Annotated in this window: 15 protein-coding genes and 2 pseudogenes; 13 read left to right on the forward strand and 4 right to left on the reverse strand. The window is 62.3% G+C overall.

What is annotated here, in order from left to right:
* The first annotated feature begins 391 nt into the window (after positions 1-391).
* The 3 genes from HX814_RS25290 (at position 392) to HX814_RS25300 (ending at position 2,538) form a co-directional block, all read left to right on the forward strand.
* A complete protein-coding gene (locus tag HX814_RS25290; RefSeq protein ID WP_023658829.1) occupies positions 392-1,180 on the forward strand; it encodes a M949_RS01915 family surface polysaccharide biosynthesis protein in 789 nt (262 codons plus the stop codon).
* Positions 1,181-1,283: 103 nt separating this feature from the next.
* Positions 1,284-2,198: a tyrosine recombinase XerC gene (xerC, locus tag HX814_RS25295; protein WP_087692998.1), complete on the forward strand. Its 915-nt coding sequence runs from the start codon at positions 1,284-1,286 to the stop codon at positions 2,196-2,198.
* Between the two features lie 115 nt (positions 2,199-2,313).
* A complete protein-coding gene (locus tag HX814_RS25300; protein ID WP_003217639.1) occupies positions 2,314-2,538 on the forward strand; it encodes a DUF2188 domain-containing protein in 225 nt (74 codons plus the stop codon).
* Positions 2,539-2,657: 119 nt separating this feature from the next.
* On the opposite strand, the pseudogene HX814_RS25305 reads toward HX814_RS25300, so the two are convergent.
* Positions 2,658-2,969: pseudogene (locus HX814_RS25305) on the reverse strand (SDR family oxidoreductase); the annotation flags it as partial.
* Here HX814_RS25305 and HX814_RS25310 point away from each other — a divergent pair.
* Positions 2,970-3,119, forward strand: a pseudogene (locus HX814_RS25310) (DUF2188 domain-containing protein); the annotation flags it as partial. It abuts the pseudogene before it with no gap.
* A 119-nt stretch (positions 3,120-3,238) separates the two neighbouring features.
* Here the strand turns inward: HX814_RS25310 and HX814_RS25315 are convergent.
* Together HX814_RS25315 and HX814_RS25320 are read right to left on the reverse strand one after the other, a co-directional pair.
* Positions 3,239-4,096 carry an SDR family oxidoreductase gene (locus tag HX814_RS25315; RefSeq protein ID WP_003217640.1) on the reverse strand — a complete coding sequence of 286 codons (858 nt, stop codon included), beginning with the start codon at positions 4,094-4,096 and terminating at the stop codon, positions 3,239-3,241.
* 99 nt (positions 4,097-4,195) lie between these two features.
* Complete coding sequence (locus HX814_RS25320) at positions 4,196-4,468, reverse strand: DUF2790 domain-containing protein (protein WP_008433423.1); 273 nt, start codon at positions 4,466-4,468, stop codon at positions 4,196-4,198.
* 229 nt (positions 4,469-4,697) lie between these two features.
* On the opposite strand from HX814_RS25320, the gene HX814_RS25325 reads away from it, so the two are divergent.
* The 9 genes from HX814_RS25325 to HX814_RS25365 all read left to right on the forward strand — a co-directional run bounded on the left by HX814_RS25325 (position 4,698) and on the right by HX814_RS25365 (position 14,990).
* Positions 4,698-7,619, forward strand: a complete 2,922-nt coding sequence (locus tag HX814_RS25325; RefSeq protein WP_023658830.1) for a TonB-dependent receptor — start codon at positions 4,698-4,700, stop codon at positions 7,617-7,619.
* Between the two features lie 169 nt (positions 7,620-7,788).
* On the forward strand, positions 7,789-8,550 hold the full coding sequence (locus tag HX814_RS25330) for a GntR family transcriptional regulator (protein ID WP_008433419.1): 762 nt from the start codon (positions 7,789-7,791) through the stop codon (positions 8,548-8,550).
* Entirely contained in the window at positions 8,547-10,277 is a 1,731-nt protein-coding gene (locus HX814_RS25335; protein WP_177009520.1) for a fumarate reductase/succinate dehydrogenase flavoprotein subunit, read from the forward strand. Before HX814_RS25330 ends, HX814_RS25335 begins: the two co-directional genes overlap by 4 nt.
* 40 nt (positions 10,278-10,317) lie before the next feature.
* Positions 10,318-10,563, forward strand: coding sequence for a ferredoxin family protein (locus tag HX814_RS25340; protein WP_003217650.1), 246 nt, complete (start codon positions 10,318-10,320; stop codon positions 10,561-10,563).
* 122 nt (positions 10,564-10,685) lie between these two features.
* Complete coding sequence (locus HX814_RS25345; RefSeq protein WP_177009521.1) at positions 10,686-12,092, forward strand: ABC transporter substrate-binding protein; 1,407 nt, start codon at positions 10,686-10,688, stop codon at positions 12,090-12,092.
* Positions 12,093-12,104: 12 nt separating this feature from the next.
* On the forward strand, positions 12,105-12,887 hold the full coding sequence (locus HX814_RS25350) for an ABC transporter permease (protein ID WP_003217654.1): 783 nt from the start codon (positions 12,105-12,107) through the stop codon (positions 12,885-12,887).
* Complete coding sequence (locus HX814_RS25355) at positions 12,887-13,726, forward strand: ABC transporter ATP-binding protein (RefSeq protein WP_008433408.1); 840 nt, start codon at positions 12,887-12,889, stop codon at positions 13,724-13,726. Before HX814_RS25350 ends, HX814_RS25355 begins: the two co-directional genes overlap by 1 nt.
* Positions 13,723-14,676 (forward strand): HEAT repeat domain-containing protein, encoded by a 954-nt coding sequence (locus tag HX814_RS25360; RefSeq protein ID WP_177009522.1) that lies wholly within the window; start codon positions 13,723-13,725, stop codon positions 14,674-14,676. The genes HX814_RS25355 and HX814_RS25360 overlap by 4 nt, the downstream gene beginning before the upstream one ends.
* A complete protein-coding gene (locus HX814_RS25365) occupies positions 14,673-14,990 on the forward strand; it encodes a DUF971 domain-containing protein (protein WP_008433404.1) in 318 nt (105 codons plus the stop codon). The genes HX814_RS25360 and HX814_RS25365 overlap by 4 nt, the downstream gene beginning before the upstream one ends.
* Here the strand turns inward: HX814_RS25365 and HX814_RS25370 are convergent.
* A complete protein-coding gene (locus HX814_RS25370; RefSeq protein ID WP_008433402.1) occupies positions 14,975-16,180 on the reverse strand; it encodes a multidrug effflux MFS transporter in 1,206 nt (401 codons plus the stop codon). The genes HX814_RS25365 and HX814_RS25370 overlap by 16 nt on opposite strands.
* Positions 16,181-16,363: the final 183 nt, after the last annotated feature.

Raw genomic sequence — 16,363 nt, forward strand, 5'->3', positions numbered from 1 at the left:
GATCAAAAATAGCGTTGATTTGTGGCATTCATTCGACAGTCCTGACAGGTCACAGTGGGTCTTCCATGGCTTTCGTGAGTAAAGACCAAAATGCTCAAAGGTAAAGCGGAATCAACGAGTTAACCTGCAAAGTACGGTTCGTTCTCAAGTCGTGCCGCCAAGATTAAGCGCAAAAATGTTCAACGAATATGAAACGCAGATGAAAAAGTCGTTTTTTTGGCAGGTAGACAGCTAGGGTTCAGGTAAACAGCAGAAGCACGGCCAACGCCGTGCCGATGAGGGGAGAAGGGCCGGTAGGCTTTTTCCGCGCGCGGGCTGGTTCCTGAAGAATCTTCTCTGCAATGCCGCGCAAGTGCCGGTAAAGTAAGCCATCTCTTGCCAGGGCAGTCGGATGAATAGCGTGCAGCGTTTACGGCCAATGTTGATGGTGTTGTTGATGACGGTGGCCTGGGCCACGAGTGTGCGGGCCGATGACGGCGTGGCACTGACGTCCATCGACCAGGTGCCCGATGGCGTAGAAGTGCGGGGTAAACAGGTCGGCGCCTTCGTCTGGAGTGACAAACAGGGCAAGAACCTGTTGGTACTCGCAGAGCAAGTCAGCGAACGCGACGACGACGGTGCGCAGTCGGCCTTTGTCTACGCCGCCCAGTACCTGCTCGACGGTGACCGGCCCAAGCGCCTGTGGATGCTCTACGACGACGTGCAGCATTGCGAGTTCGATGCAGGCGCGCACTTCAACAGCGACGCCACCCGGGTCACCGACCTGCTGGGCGATGGCATCAGCCAGGTCACCGTGGGGTATAGCCGCACCTGCACCAGTGACGTCAGCCCCAATGATTTCAAGCTGATCATGCACATCGGCAAGTCGCAGAAGTACCGCCTGCGCGGCATCGACCGCTATGGTGCCAGCTGGTGGGATGAAGACGCCGGCGCCCTGCAAGGCATGCCGTTGCCCAAGGATTGCAGCATCGCCGCCCAACAGGCGCTGGTCAGCCAGTACAAGGAGCAGGGTACCGAGCTGCCGCTTCCTGGCTGTTACGGCGACGAAGAAGATTTTGCCAAGGCGCCCAAACCGTACCTGGAGTTCATGCGCCAGCACTGGTTTGCCTTGATGCAGAAGCAGGACACCGACTGGAGCCAGCAGCAGACACCAGCCCCGGCAGAAGACGATCAGGAATAGCCCCGGGGATTGACCTGCGCTAGACTCGGCGCTCGCCAATTCACTAAATATGTCGATTAAACAGATGGTTAGTCGACATATTTAATCCAAAGGCTGATCTACCTTGACTGAGTCTACCCGCAACCCGCTGACCCTCTATCTCACCCGCCTGGCGCCCTCCAGCCAGCTGACCATGCGCTACGTGCTGCAGGACGCCGCCGACCGCCTGGGCTTTGAAGACATCAACCTCGAAGACATCGACTGGCACCTGCTGCAGCCCGAACACGTCATGGCCCTGGTGGCGGTGCTGCGGGAAGACGGGTATGCGCCGAACACCTCATCGCTGTACGTCAACGCCGTGCGCGGGGTGATGAACGAAGCCTGGCGCATGAGCCTGATCAGCCAGGACCACCTGCTGAAGATGCGCTCGGTCAAGGCCATGGCCGGCACCCGCCTGAGCCAGGGGCGCAACCTGCGGCGTACGCTGATTCGTGAGTTGATGGAAGTCTGCGCCGCCGATCCGCGCCCCCAGGGCCTGCGGGATGCGGCGGTGATCGGGATCCTGTATGGCTCGGGCATGCGCAAGTCGGAATCGGTGAACATCGAGCTGGGCCAGGTCAACTTTGACGAGCGCAGCCTGCAGGTTACCGGCAAGGGCAACAAGCAATTGATCAAGTACGCACCGGCCTGGGCCTTTGCCAAGCTGGAGGCGTGGCTGGCGTTTCGCCGCAGCCAGTTGAAACCGGGTGAGCAGGACGATGGTTTCCTGTTCAACCGGATTCGCCGGGGCAGCCATATCACCCGCGAGCGCATCACCAAACACGCGATTTACTACATCGCCCGCCAGCGTGGGGAACAGGTCGGCGTGAAAATCATGCCCCATGATTTCCGCCGTTCGTTTATCACGCGGGTCATTGAAGAGTACGACCTGTCGATCGCCCAGAAGCTGGCGCACCACACCAATATCCAGACCACCGCCACCTACGATGTGCGCGACGACAATGAGCGGCGCAGGGCCGTGGATCGGTTTGACCTGTAGGGCCGCCCGTAACCTGGCCCGCCAACTGCCTTGAACTCTGCCCGGCAGCCGCGCTCGCAATAGTAGGGCGCGGGTTTTGCCGCGTGCCGTGTTTATTCAGTCGAAGGAGCAGACCATGGATACCTACAACATCAACAAGACCGGCACCGGTTGGGCGTTGACCAAGCAGGGCTCGGCACGGCCGTCGAAAACGGCGGAGACCAAGGAGGCGATCGTTGAGTTGGCGAAAGAGTTTCTCAGCGACAAGACGGCGTCGCTGAGGATTCACAGCATGGATGGGCGGATTCAGGAGGAAAGAACCTACCCGCGCAAGGCTGACCCGACACGATCTCCGGGCTGACCGAGCACCCAATGTGGGAGCGGGCTTGCTCGCGAAGGCGGTGGTTCAGTCACAGATGCATTGCCTGACACTCCGCCTTCGCGAGCAAGCCCGCTCCCACACTGGATTTGCATTCCACCCTAGAGAATCGGCTTGCCGCCCGTCACCGCATACCGCGAGCCCGAGATGTAACTCGCCTCATCCGACGCCAGCAACACATAGATCGGTGCCACTTCCACCGGCTGGCCGGGGCGGCCCAGCGGTGTCTCGCTGCCGAAGCTGTTCACGTCTTCGTCCGGCATCGTCGAGACAATCAACGGCGTCCAGATCGGCCCCGGCGCCACGCTGTTCACGCGGATGCCCTTGCTGCCCAGCAGTTGCGCCAGGCCACCGGTAAAGTTCGCAATCGCGCCCTTGGTGGCGGCGTATGCCAGCAACGTTGGCTTGTGCATACGGCGGAGACCAAGGAGGCGATCGTTGAGTTGGCGAAGGAGTTTCTCAGCGACAAGACGGCGTCGCTGAGGATTCACAGCATGGATGGACGGATTCAGGAGGAAAGAACCTATCCGCGCAAGGCTGACCCGACACGATCTCCGGGCTGACCGAGCACCCAATGTGGGAGCGGGCTTGCTCGCGAAGGTGTTGGATCAGTCACAGATGCATTGCCTGACACTCCGCCTTCGCGAGCAAGCCCGCTCCCACACTGGATTTGCATCCGACCCTAGAGAATCGGCTTGCCGCCCGTCACCGCATACCGCGAGCCCGAGATGTAACTCGCCTCATCCGACGCCAGCAACACATAGATCGGCGCCACTTCCACCGGCTGGCCGGGGCGGCCCAGCGGTGTCTCGCTGCCGAAGCTGTTCACGTCTTCGTCCGGCATCGTCGAGACAATCAATGGCGTCCAGATCGGCCCCGGCGCCACGCTGTTCACGCGGATGCCCTTGCTGCCCAGCAGTTGTGCCAGGCCACCGGTAAAGTTCGCAATCGCGCCCTTGGTGGCGGCGTAAGCCAGCAACGTTGGCTTGGGCATATCGGAATTCACCGAGCTGGTATTGATGATCGACCCGCCGGCCTTCATATGCGGCAGCGCCGCCTTGCAGATGCGAAACATCGCGGTGATGTTGATATCGAAGGTCTTGACCCATTCCTCGTCGGGTATCTCTTCGAGGGTCTCGTGGGTCATCTGGAATGCGGCGTTATTGACCAGCACGTCGATCCGCCCGAACTGCTCGACGGTCTGGTCGACAATTGCCTGGCAGTTGGCTTTTTGCGCGAGGTCGCCGGGCAGCAACAGGCATTGGCGGCCGGCTTCTTCCACCCAGCGTGCGGTTTCCTTCGCGTCCTCGTGTTCGTCCAGGTAGGCGATAGCCACATCGGCACCTTCGCGGGCAAAGGCAATCGCCACGGCGCGGCCGATACCGCTGTCGGCGCCGGTGATCAGGGCGATCTTGTTGGCCAGGCGGCCGGAGCCGGTGTAGCTCTTCTCGCCGCAGTCGGGATAGGGGTCCATCTTCTTCTGCGAACCGGGAACGGATTGGGCCTGGCTGGCGAAAGGTGGGCGTGGGTAGTCAGTCATCTCAATCTCCATAGATCACAACGGGTTCTATGGATTAGTGATTTTCAGTTGCCGGATAGTTGTAATCGATGCCGGCCGAGCCCGACGAATGGTTTGCGCTCAACCGTGCTGGCAGGCATCGCCCAGGCGCATGTAGTCCAGTTCATGACGCACCCCGTGGCTGTCGATGTAGACCATGTGACCCTTGACCGGCCCGCACTCGGTGGAGGATTCGGTACTGACGCGCACCACCTTGGCGATGTCCAGGTCCTGGGAATAGTCGTACGCCTCGCTGGCGGGGGCGTTGGCACTCACAGTGGGCGCCGGGGTTTCGCCCTGGGCGAAGGCAAGTGTGCTGAACAGGCCCAGCACGGCGATAAGCAGATAACGCATGAGAACCTCCGACACCACGAAGGTGGTGGCTTGACTGTGGGGTTCATTCTACAAAGCGCCTGGCGCGGGGATGAACGCTTGCGGGCCAATAGAAGACATCAGCCAAATCGATGCAGCAAGCCTCTTATAACCGGTTATAAACTCATAGCATCTTCGCCTAAACGCAGCCCTATAAATATCCGTCTGCCGTTGCTCATCCCTGTAGACACATACAACAGGGAGCTCCTCGATGTTTTTATTCAAACAACAACTACCAAGGCTGACGCTGGCGGCGGCGCTGGCGATGGGAGTGTGCACGACATCGGTGATGGCCCAGGAAGTGGCCGGCCAGGTGTTCACCTTCGATATCGCTGGCGGCCCGCTTGATACGGTGCTGCTGGATATCTCCCGGCAGACCGGGGTGATGATTTCGTTCAATCAACAGTGGGTGCAGGGCAAGCGCAGTGCCGCCATCCGCGGCGATTTGGGCAGCCTGCAAGCGGTGGACAAGGCATTGCAGGGCAGTGGCCTGCAAGTAAGCGACAGCGAACAAGGACTGACGGTGCATCCAGCACCCGTGACGTCCACCAGCGTCGCACCGGCCGAGGGCAAAAGTACTGATTACCGCCTGGAAAAAGTCACGGTGACCGGCTCGGCGATTCGCCGGGTGGACGCGGAAACGGCAGTGCCGGTAACCATCCTGCGGGTCGAGCAATTGCGCGAGCAGGGTGTGAGCACCACCGAGGAGTTGATCAACCGCATTTCGGCCAACCAGTCTGCCGTTGGCTCCGGGCGTTCGGTGGGTTCCAGCAGCGGCGGTGCGGCGTATGCCGACTTGCGCGGGATTGGTGCGAACAAAACCCTGGTGCTGCTCAATGGCCGGCGCCTGAGCAACAACGCCGTCAACACCACCAACGGTTCCGGGGTGGACTTGAACACCATCCCGTTCGCCGCCATCGACCGCGTGGAAGTCCTGCGCGATGGCGCCTCGGCACTGTACGGCACCGATGCGATTGGCGGGGTGATCAACTTCATTACCAAGACCAGCCTCACCGGGGGGCAACTTTCCACCAACTACGATTCGCCCACACGCTCCGGCGGCGGCGACAGCCATAACTTCAGTGGCAGCTACGGTTTCGGCGACCTTGAAGAGGACCGCTTCAACGTGTTCGGCGTGGTCAGCTACGACAAGCAGACGCGCCTGGCGGCCAAGGACCGTGACTTCACCTACAACTACCAGCCAGGTCGCGGCCTGGATTTCACCTCCGGCACCGCCGCGCCGGCCAACTGGAGCCAGGGCAGCAACGCGACCAACCCGCTGGCCGGCTCCGGTTGCAATTCCCCCGGGCTGCTGTCACGCAATGGCATCTGCCGCCAAAGCCTGTGGAGTTACCTGGACCTGGTGCCGGAAACCGAAAAAACCTCGGCCTTTGCCAAAGCCACCGGCAAGCTGGCCGATGACCATACCGTCAGCCTCGAATACTTCTGGGCGCGCAACGAAAACCGCACGCAGATTGGCCCAGGCACCCTGATGGGGGCCCAGGTCAATCCGGGTACGCCTTTCTATCCGGGCAACGGCATCACCCCGGGGCCCACGGGTTTCGCCCTGGACCCGACACAGCCGGTAGACGTGAACTGGCGTGAAACCGATGCCGGCGCGCGCAAGCACGAAGATGACAACACCAGCCAGCGGCTGCTGCTGAGTTTCGAAGGTAATGTGGCGAACTGGGACTACAACGTCGGCGCGTCCTACAACCAGAACAAAGTGGTGCAAACCATTCTTGATGGCTATGTAAACGACCAGACCATCAGCCAGGGGATTGCCAACGGTGTGATCAACCCGTTCGGGCCGCAGAGTGAAGCGGGCAGGGCGTTGCTCGCCTCCAGCCGCGTCGATGGCGATTACGCCACTGCCGTGGGCCGAGTGAAGAGTATCGACGGGCGCGTAAGCCGTGAAATCGGCGACTGGTTCGGTGCGGGGCCGACGGGCCTGGCGCTGGGCGGTGAATATCGCAAGGAGGATTTCCACCAGGATTTCGCCCAGTTTGCCGAGACCGTGCAGAGCCTGGGCGTAGACCCCAATGGCGCGGTGCGCGGCAATCGCAGCGTGTCGGCCGAGTACGCCGAGGTCAACGTGCCGGTGCTCGAAAGCCTGGAACTGTCTGCCGCCGTGCGTCATGACAAATACAGCGACTTTGGCAGCACCACCAACCCGAAATACTCGTTCCGCTTCCAGCCGTTCAAGGAACTGGTGGTGCGCGGTGCCTACAGTGAAGGCTTCCGTGCGCCGTCGCTGTACGAGTTGTACAACCCGACCTACACCAGCTACACCGTGGCCAACTACAACGACCCGCGCCTGTGCCCGGGCGGCACCCCGGCCAATGGCGGGATCGGCAACCGCGACTGCGCCCAGCAGTTCCGCCGGCAAAGCGGGGGCAACGGCAGCTTGAGCCCGGAAACCGCACGTAACGTGACCTTTGGTTTCGTGTTCCAACCGATCGAGCGCCTCAGTGCCGGCCTGGATTTCTGGTGGATCACCATCGCCAACCAGATCGCCGAATTTCCTGAATCGTCGGTATTCGACGACCCGGATGCCTACGGCGACCGCCTGATTCGCAAGGCGGATGGCTCCATCGATCACATCGTTACCGGCCTTGCCAACCTGGGTAAGACCAAGACCAACGGCGTGGATGTGAGTTTCGACTACCGCTTCCCGAGCACCGCCATCGGTGACTTCGGCATCGGCCTGCAAGGCACCTACGTCAACGAATACAAATACCAGCAGGAGCTCAAGGGCGACTACATCGACAAGCTCGGTGATTTCCGTGGCGGCGAGTTCTCCACCGCGGGCGCCGTTGCACGCTGGCGCCACAGCCTGACCGGCACCTGGGCCCGCGGACCGCTGGGCGTCAGCCTGACCAACCGCTACACCAGTGGCTATCACGACTCGGACCCCGACACCCACGACTCCGTAGGCTCCTACAACGTCTGGGACCTGGCGGGTACCTACAACTGGAGTAAGTCCCTGGCCGTCACGCTGGGCGCGAAAAACCTGTTTGACCGCGCGCCGCCGTTCAGCAACCAGACCTATGCGTTCCAGAGCGGGTACGACCCGAAATACGCCGACCCGTTTGGCCGCATCCTCTATACCCGAGTCAGCTATAACTTCTGATTGTTCATCCGCTTCAGACACTGCGCTATAAAACCGACGGATCCACTGCGCCTGCCTCGCAGGTGCAGCGGGTTTCGCCTGTCCATAACCTTATTCCAAAACGGTATTTCCAGGCTTTTCATAAGACTCCTTATGATCACGTCATAACTCGTTATGACAAGTGGTCCTGATGAACGAATCAACCGTCGCCTTATCCCCTCTGTCCAGCGTTCCGCTGCATGCCCAACTGCGGGACCTGCTGCGCAGCCGCATCCTCGATGGTGAGTACGCGCCGAACACCCAGATGCCTTCCGAGAGCGAACTGGGCACGCGCTTCAAAGTCAGCCGCATCACCGTGCGCCAGGCCCTGGGTGATCTGCAAAAGGAAGGCCTGATCTACAAGATCCATGGCAAAGGCACCTTTGTTTCCAAACCCAAGGCTTATCAGAACGTCAGCACCCTGCAGGGGTTGGGCGAGTCCATGACCGAGCGCGGCTATGAAGTGATCAACCGCCTGCGCAGCTACCGCTTCGTGCCCGCCGACAAGCTGGTGGCCGAGCGCCTGGGCGTTGAGGAGGGCAGCACTGTCGCGCAGATCAAGCGGGTACGGCTGATCAACCGCGAGCCGGTGTCGCTGGAAATCACCTACCTCAGCCAGGCCCTGGGCGAACGCCTGGAAAACGCCGACCTGGTGACCCGCGACATCTTCCTGATCCTGGAGAACGACTGCGGCTTGCAACTGGGTCACGCCGACGTGGCGATTGACGCGGTACTCGCCGACAGCGAGCTGACCCAGGCGCTGAACGTCGAGGCCGGCTCGCCGATCATGCGCATCGAACGCCTGACCCACACCGCAGACGGTCAGCCCGTGGACTTCGAACACCTGTATTACCGTGGCGACGCGTTTCAGTATCGCCTGCGCATCGACCGTCAGCGAGGTAGCCGCCCGTGAGCCGCCAAACCCTGGAACTGGAATACGACATCGTGGTGATCGGCGGCGGTACAGCCGGCCCCATGGCGGCGATCAAGGCCAAGGAGGCCAACCGCGATCTGCGCGTATTGCTGATCGATAAGGCCAACGTCAAGCGCAGCGGCGCCATCAGCATGGGCATGGACGGCCTCAACAACGCGATCATTCCCGGCCACTCCACGCCGGAGCAGTACACCAAGGAAATCACGATTGCCAACGACGGCATCGTCAATCAGGCGGCGGTGTACGCCTACGCGACCCACAGTTTTGAAACTATCGAGCAGTTGGACCGCTGGGGCGTGAAGTTCGAGAAGGACGAAACCGGCGATTACGCGGTGAAAAAAGTCCATCACATGGGCGCCTACGTGTTGCCGATGCCTGAAGGGCACGACATCAAGAAGGTGCTGTATCGCCAGCTCAAGCGCGCCCGGGTCAGCATCACCAACCGCCTGGTGTGCACCCGCTTGCTGACCGACAGCGAAGGCGCGGTGAATGGCGTGATGGGTTTTGACTGCCGCACTGCGGACTTCCAGGTGATCAAGGCCAAGGCGGTGATCCTCTGCTGCGGCGCGGCCGGCCGCCTGGGCTTGCCGTCCTCGGGTTACCTGATGGGCACCTATGAAAACCCGACCAATGCCGGCGACGGCTACGCCATGGCCTACCACGCCGGAGCCGAACTGGCGAACCTGGAGTGCTTCCAGATCAACCCGCTGATCAAGGATTACAACGGCCCGGCGTGCGCCTATGTCACCGGCCCCTTGGGCGGCTACACCGCCAACAACAAGGGTGAACGCTTCATCGAGTGCGACTACTGGAGCGGGCAGATGATGTGGGAGTTCCACCAGGAACTGGAAAGCGGCAACGGCCCGGTGTTCCTCAAGCTCGATCACCTGGCGGAGGAAACCATCCAGAACATCGAGCAGATCCTGCACAGCAACGAGCGCCCCAGCCGTGGCCAGTTCCACGCCAACCGGGGCACCGACTACCGCAGCCAGATGGTCGAGATGCATATCTCCGAGATCGGCTTTTGCAGCGGGCATTCGGCGTCGGGCGTGTGGGTCAACGAGAGCGCGGAAACCTCGGTCAAGGGCCTGTATTCAGCGGGCGACATGGCGGCGGTGCCACATAACTACATGCTCGGCGCGTTCACCTATGGCTGGTTTGCGGGCACCAACGCGGCAAGCTTTGTGGCCGGGCGCGAATTCAGCGCGGTGGATGCCCGGCAAGTGGCCGCCGAGCAGGCTCGGGTCTATGCGCCACTGGACCGCGAAAGCGGTCTGCCGCCGGCCCAGGTCGAGTACAAGCTGCGGCGCTTCGTCAACGATTACCTGCAGCCGCCCAAGGTCACCCGCAAGATGGAAATCGGCTTGCAACGCTTCGCCGATATCGAGCGCGACCTGGACCAGATGAAGGCGCACAACCCCCATGAATTGATGCGCGCCATGGAAACCAGCGTGATCCGCGACTGCGCCGAAATGGCTGCCCGCGCCTCGCTGTACCGCGCCGAAAGCCGCTGGGGCCTGTACCACTACCGGGTCGACCACCCGCAACGCAACGACGCCGACTGGTTCTGCCATTGCCACCTGAAAAAGGGTGACGACGGGCAGATGGTCAGCTTCAAGAAACCCGTCGAGCCCTATGTGATCCCGCTGGATGCCGAAGAGATGCAGGCTTACGACCGCCTGCGCGTAGGGGCTGACGCCGCCTGAATGTGCCCCCCAAAGCTCGCTCACCACAGGACACCGTGAAATGGCCTATCAGCCCCAGGAAATATTCTTTCGCTCCAACGCCCCGGTAACGGTGGACGAGGACAAGTGCATCGCCGAAAAAGGCTGCACGGTCTGCGTCGACGTGTGCCCGATGGACCTGTTGGCGATCAACCCGGCAACGCAGAAGGCGTACATGGCGTTCGATGAATGCTGGTACTGCATGCCCTGTGAAAAAGATTGCCCCACCGGCGCAGTCAAGGTCGAGATTCCGTACCTGTTGCGCTGAGACCTGCCGCAAACGCCATCCGCCAACCCCGGACGCAGCCCTAGCCACACCCCCTCGTTTCCCACCGCGCCAGACCGTGGCGGAGACGATTCCTTCAACCATGATTCGAGGGGAACTACCCAATGTTATTGCGCGCAACCCTGGCCGGCCTGGTGCTGGCTTGCTTGAGCCTGTCGGCCCAGGCACAAACGATCCGGGTGGCCATCGGCACCCAGGACACCACCATCAACTGTGCCGCGGGCGGCTTGCTGATCCGCGAGCTGGGGCTGCTGGACAAATACCTGCCGCACGACGGCAAGTACAAGGACGCGACCTACGACGTGCAGTGGAAAAACTTCACCAGTGGCGCGCCGCTGACCAATGAAATGGTCGCCGGCAAACTGGACTTTGGCACAATGGCCGACTTCCCCGGTGCCTTCAACGGCGTAGCGTTCGAGGCGGCGGGCAAGCACAGCCTGTTCATCAGCGTGTTGTCGGGCAACATCAAGGGCAGCGGCAACGGCATTGTGGTGCCGGTCGCTTCCAGCGCCCAGTCCCTGGCGGACCTCAAAGGCAAGACGATTTCCGTGCCGTTCGCCTCCACGGCCCATGGCATGTTGCTGCGTGCTGTTGCGGCCCAGGGCTGGGACCCGCTCAAGGACGTCAACATCATTGCCCAGGCGCCCGAAGTGGCAGGCTCGGCGTTGCAGGCCAACAAGATCGACGCCCATGCCGACTTTGTGCCGTTCGGCGAACTGTTCCCCAACCGTGGTTTCGCCCGCAAGATCTACGACGGCTCGCAATCCAACACCCCGACGTTCCACGGCGCGCTGGTGGACGAAAGTTATGCCAAACAGTATCCGGAAGTGGTCGTCGCCTACCTGCGCGCGAGTATCGAGGCCAATCAGTTGCTGGCCGCAGAGCCGGAGAAGTACAGCGAGCTGATCGAAAAAGTCACAGGCGTCGAAGCCGAGGTCAACTACCTGTTCCATGGCCCGCTGGGCGTGCAGACCCGTGACTTGAGCTGGAAGCCCGAATACCGCCAGGCCGTGGGCACCGCGATCGACACCCTCAAGCTGCTGAAAAAGGCCGACCGTGGCCTGGACCTCAATACCTTTATCGATGACCAGTACATCCGTGCCGCGTTCAAGGCCTCGGGCCTGGACTATGCGGCGCAATTGGGCAACTACGCCCAGGCGCCGTTGAAGGCCAACGACGCCCTGAGCGGCGCGCCGATCACCGACTGGAAACACGTCGCGCAAATCTGGGTCAAGGGTGAGCCCAAGGTGCGTGATTACGCGTCGGCCGAGGCGGCGTTCACGGCGCTGGACAGCCTGAACAAACAGGGCAAGGCGGTGCGCGCCGTGTATGCCCAGGCCGAAGACAGCGGCATCAAGCTACTGGCGAGCCAGGCCTGGTTTGCCACCAACCAGCACGGCCAACTCAGTGCATTCCTGCTCAAGGGCCAGGCGCAGCAATTTGCCCAGGCCCAGGGCGGCAAGGTGTTCAATTTCACCGACGCCGGCGCGCAGGCCGTTGCCGGTCGCTGAGGGAGCGTGTTCATGACAAGCACCCCATGGCGCTGGCTGCCCAAGGCCGCTTCCTTGCTGTTGTGCCTGTTGTTCTGGCAGTTGGCGGCCAGCCAGCACTGGAACCTGTGGCTGGTGACGTTTGCCAATGTGCCCACGCCGGGCTCCGTGGTGCAGGCTGCCCTGGGGCTGGCGGACTCGGGCAAGCTTGTGCGGCACTTGAGCGCAAGCCTGACCCGGGTGTTCGAGGGCTACCTGGCGGCCGCGCTGGTGGGGATCGGCCTGGGCATCGCGATTGGCCGCTGGAAGTGGGCGGAAGACCTGCTGTTGCCGCCGCTGGAGGTGATCCGGCCGATCCCGGCGGTGGCCTGGATTCCGCTGGCGATCCTGATGTTCCCGTCGTCGGAGCTGTCGATGATCTTTATCACCTTCACCGGCGCGCTGTTTCCGGTGCTGCTCAATACGGTGCATGGCGTGGAAGGCGTCGATCCTCGGCTGATCGCCTCGGCGCGCAGCCTGGGGGCAGGGCGCCGGGCGATCCTGCTGGAGGTGATTTTGCCGGGCGCCGCGCCGAGCATCATCACCGGCCTGGCGATTGGCATGGGCACTTCGTGGTTCTGCCTGGTGACAGCGGAAATGATCTCCGGCCAGTACGGTATCGGCTATTACACCTGGGAGTCCTACACCATCCAGAACTATGCCGACATTGTCGTCGGCATGCTGTTGATCGGCGTGCTGGGCATGGGCAGCAGCCTGTTGGTCAAGCGTCTCGGCGCACTGTTCACTCCCTGGCATCGACCACGAGGTAAAGCCTGATGAGTCATCTTGAAGGCCGTGTCGACATACGCGGCTTGTCCATTGTATTGGGCGAACAGCAGCAGGCATTCGAGGCGGTGAAAGCCCTGGATTGCAGGATCGAGCCGGGGCAGTTCGTGTGCATCCTCGGCCCGTCCGGGTGTGGCAAATCGACCTTGCTCGGCGCGCTGGCCGGGCATCTCACGCCAAGCCAGGGCACGCTGGAAATGGATGGCCAGCCGGTTGCCGGGCCGTCCCAGCAACGGGGCATGGTGTTTCAGCAACACACGCTGTTCCCCTGGCGTTCGGTGCGCGAAAACGTTGCCTTCGGCCTGAAGATGCGCGGCGTAGGCAAGGCCGAGCGCCTGGCCGCCGCCGATGAGATCCTTCACCTGGTGGGCCTGGAAGGTTTTGCCGAGCGCTGGCCCAACCAGCTGTCGGGTGGCATGCAGCAGCGGGTGGAAATTGCCCGGGTGTTGATCAATCGTCCCGGCCTGCTGTTGATGGATGAGCCGTTCGGCGCGCTGGATGCCCTGACCCGCATGAAGATGCAGGCCTTGCTGCTGGACATCTGGACGCGCATCCGCACCACCGTGGTGTTTGTCACCCATGACATCGACGAAGCGCTGTTCCTGGCCGACCGCATCCTGGTCATGAGCCCGCGCCCCGGGCGCATCATCGAGGATTTCCAGCTGACTTTTCCAAGGCCGCGCAGCACCGAACTGATGACCTCGCCGGAATTTACCCACCTCAAGCGCCATTGCCTGGAACTGCTGCACCACGAAGATGGTCGCCAGTTACCACGGCTGAACCCGCTCGGGCTACCCAACGATCACCCAAGACCGCGATTTGCCATATGACCTATGAAACCGAAAACCCCGACATCCAAGCCCTGCGCCCCCGGCTGCAAGCGCCGGATGCCGGCATGCGCCGGATCGCCCTGATTGACCTGGCTGACCTGGAAGACCCCGACGGCCTGGTGTGGCTGGTGGACAGCCTGCGCCACGACCCGGCCACCGACGTGCGCGCCCAGGCTGCCAGCCTGCTGGAGGCGTGGGAAGAAGACGCAGTGGTCGAGGCGCTGTGCCAGGCGCTGACCGACACTGAAGCGTCGGTACGTGATGCCGCCGCCCAGAGCTTGAGCGTACTCAAGACGACGCAGGCGGGCCGGCTGTTATTGCCGTGGGCCACCCACGCCGACGTCAGCGTGCGCACGGCAATCTTCCGTGCCCTGCGCGAGTTGCGCCTTGAAGCGGCGGCGCCGTCGGCAATGCTGGCGCTGAACGATACCGATGCGGGGGTGCGCCGCGAAGCGGTCGGTGTGCTCGGCTGGCTCAAGCACCTGCCGGCATTGGACGCCCTGGCGAGGTTGGCCAGCAGCGATCCGGACACCGAAGTCCGGCGTGCCGCCACCGGCGCCCTCGGCCTGGCCAGTGATGAGCGGGTACTGCCGGCGCTGTATGAAGCGTTGCAGGACGCCACCTGGCAAGTACGGGAAGAGGCCGCGACCACCTTGGGCAAAGTCGGTAGCACCCGCGCGGGAGACGCCTTGATCACGGCGCTGGCCGATGACTACTGGCAAGTCCGCCTGCGCGCCACCCGCAGCCTTGGGCGCCTGCGGTATGCACCGGCGTTGCAGGCGCTGCTCCTGACGTTGGGCCACAGCATCAGTAACCTGCGCAAGGAAGCCGCCCTGGCGCTGGGCGAGTTGGGCGACCGACAGGCCCTTGGCCCGCTGCGTGACGCGGCCGACGATGGCGACCCGGAAGTACGCAAGGCGGTGCGCATTGCCCTGGCACAACTGCAATGAACAGTGCACCGAACGGCATTGGCCGCGATGATGATGGGCGCTTGAGGCTGGAATGGCGCGACGGCGTGCAATGGATCGACCACGCTCGCCTGCGCCGTGAATGCCCGTGCTCGCAGTGCCGGGCCTTCCGATTGAGAGGCATGCCGCCGCTGGTGTCGGACCGTGTCCGGGTGCTGGAGGTCCATCCCCAGGGGTATGGCGTGCAGTTGATTTTCAGCGATGGGCACCAGCGGGGGATTTACCCGTGGGCTTATTTGGCAGCAATGGGGCTCCAGACCGGGGCGCCAATCTCCGCTGGTCAGGTGCGCGACTGAGGTTGCAGGTGTGCCGGCAGGCGGCGCAGCGTCCACCACACCGTCAGCATCGCTGCCACGGCGCTGAGGGCGATGCCGATCAACATCGGCGCCGGTGTGTGGTCTGCGAACAGGCCGGCCAGGGACATGGCTACGGCGGCGGTGATCATCTGGATCGCGCCCAACAGCGCCGAGGCCGAACCGGCCACGGCACCGTGATCTTCCAGGGACAACACGCCGGCCGCCGGCAACAGCAAGCCGAGAAAGCCAAAGCCAATAAACAGCAGTGCCATCATTAACGGCAGGCTGTTGCCCCACAGTGTGGTAAGTGCCAGCAAGGTCATGACGGTCGCCACGCCCGCCACCGACCAGCGAATCAACGGCGCCAGGCCGAAGCGTGCACTCAAGCGCGCGGTCAACTGGCTCAGGGCAAAAAACGACGCCGCGTTGAGGGCAAAGCACAGGCTGAATTGCGTTGGCGTGAGCCCGTAGTACTCGATGTAAACGAATGGCGCGCTGCCGATGAACACGAAGAACGTCGCAAGGCCGAAACCGCCCACCACCGACAACCCGGTAAACACCGGATCACGCAGCAACGCGCCGTAGCTGCCGAACGCATTGCCCAGGGTCTTGCCCAGGCGGCGTTCGGCGGGGTGGGTTTCCGGCAGTTGCACGGCGGTCATGATCAGGCACAGCACTGCGGCCACACCCAGTACCCAAAACACTTCGCGCCAGCTCCACACTGCAATGATCACGCTGCCGGCCAGCGGTGCGAGAATCGGTGAAATGCTCACCACCAGCATCAGCAACGCCATCAGGCGCGCGGCTTCATGGCCGGTGTACAAGTCACGCACAATCGCCCGTGGAATCACCATCCCGGCGCAGGCGCCAAAGGCCTGCAACGCCCGGAAGCCGATCAGCACCTCGATGGAGGGGGCGAGGGCGCAACCAATGCTGGCCACGATGAAAATCGCCAGGCCGGCATAAATTGGCGGCTTGCGCCCGAACACATCGCTGATCGGGCCGTAGAACAGCTGGCACACACCGATGATCATGAAGAACACCGTCAGGCTCATCTGCACCGCGGCAGGCGAGGCATGCAGGCTGGCGCCGAGTGTCGGCAACGCCGGCAGGTAGCTGTCGATGGCAAACGGGCCGACGGCGGTGATCAACCCCAGCAGCAGGGCGAGGTGGGCGATACTTCGAGACATGGTGGTTCCGGGCGGCGGTAAAAAAGAGGGGCCAGCTTAGTGATCGCCCTCGGCGCATACAAGCCGGTGTTTACAGACTCGCTACAGAGTCACCAACGGCAGGGTGTCGTGAATAGGCAATGGATACGGGAGATAGACGTAAGGTATTGATTTAACTCAACTAAATATCCATTTAGTCGAGTT

Source organism: Pseudomonas sp. C8002, from assembly GCF_013385765.1.
Lineage (GTDB): Bacteria > Pseudomonadota > Gammaproteobacteria > Pseudomonadales > Pseudomonadaceae > Aquipseudomonas.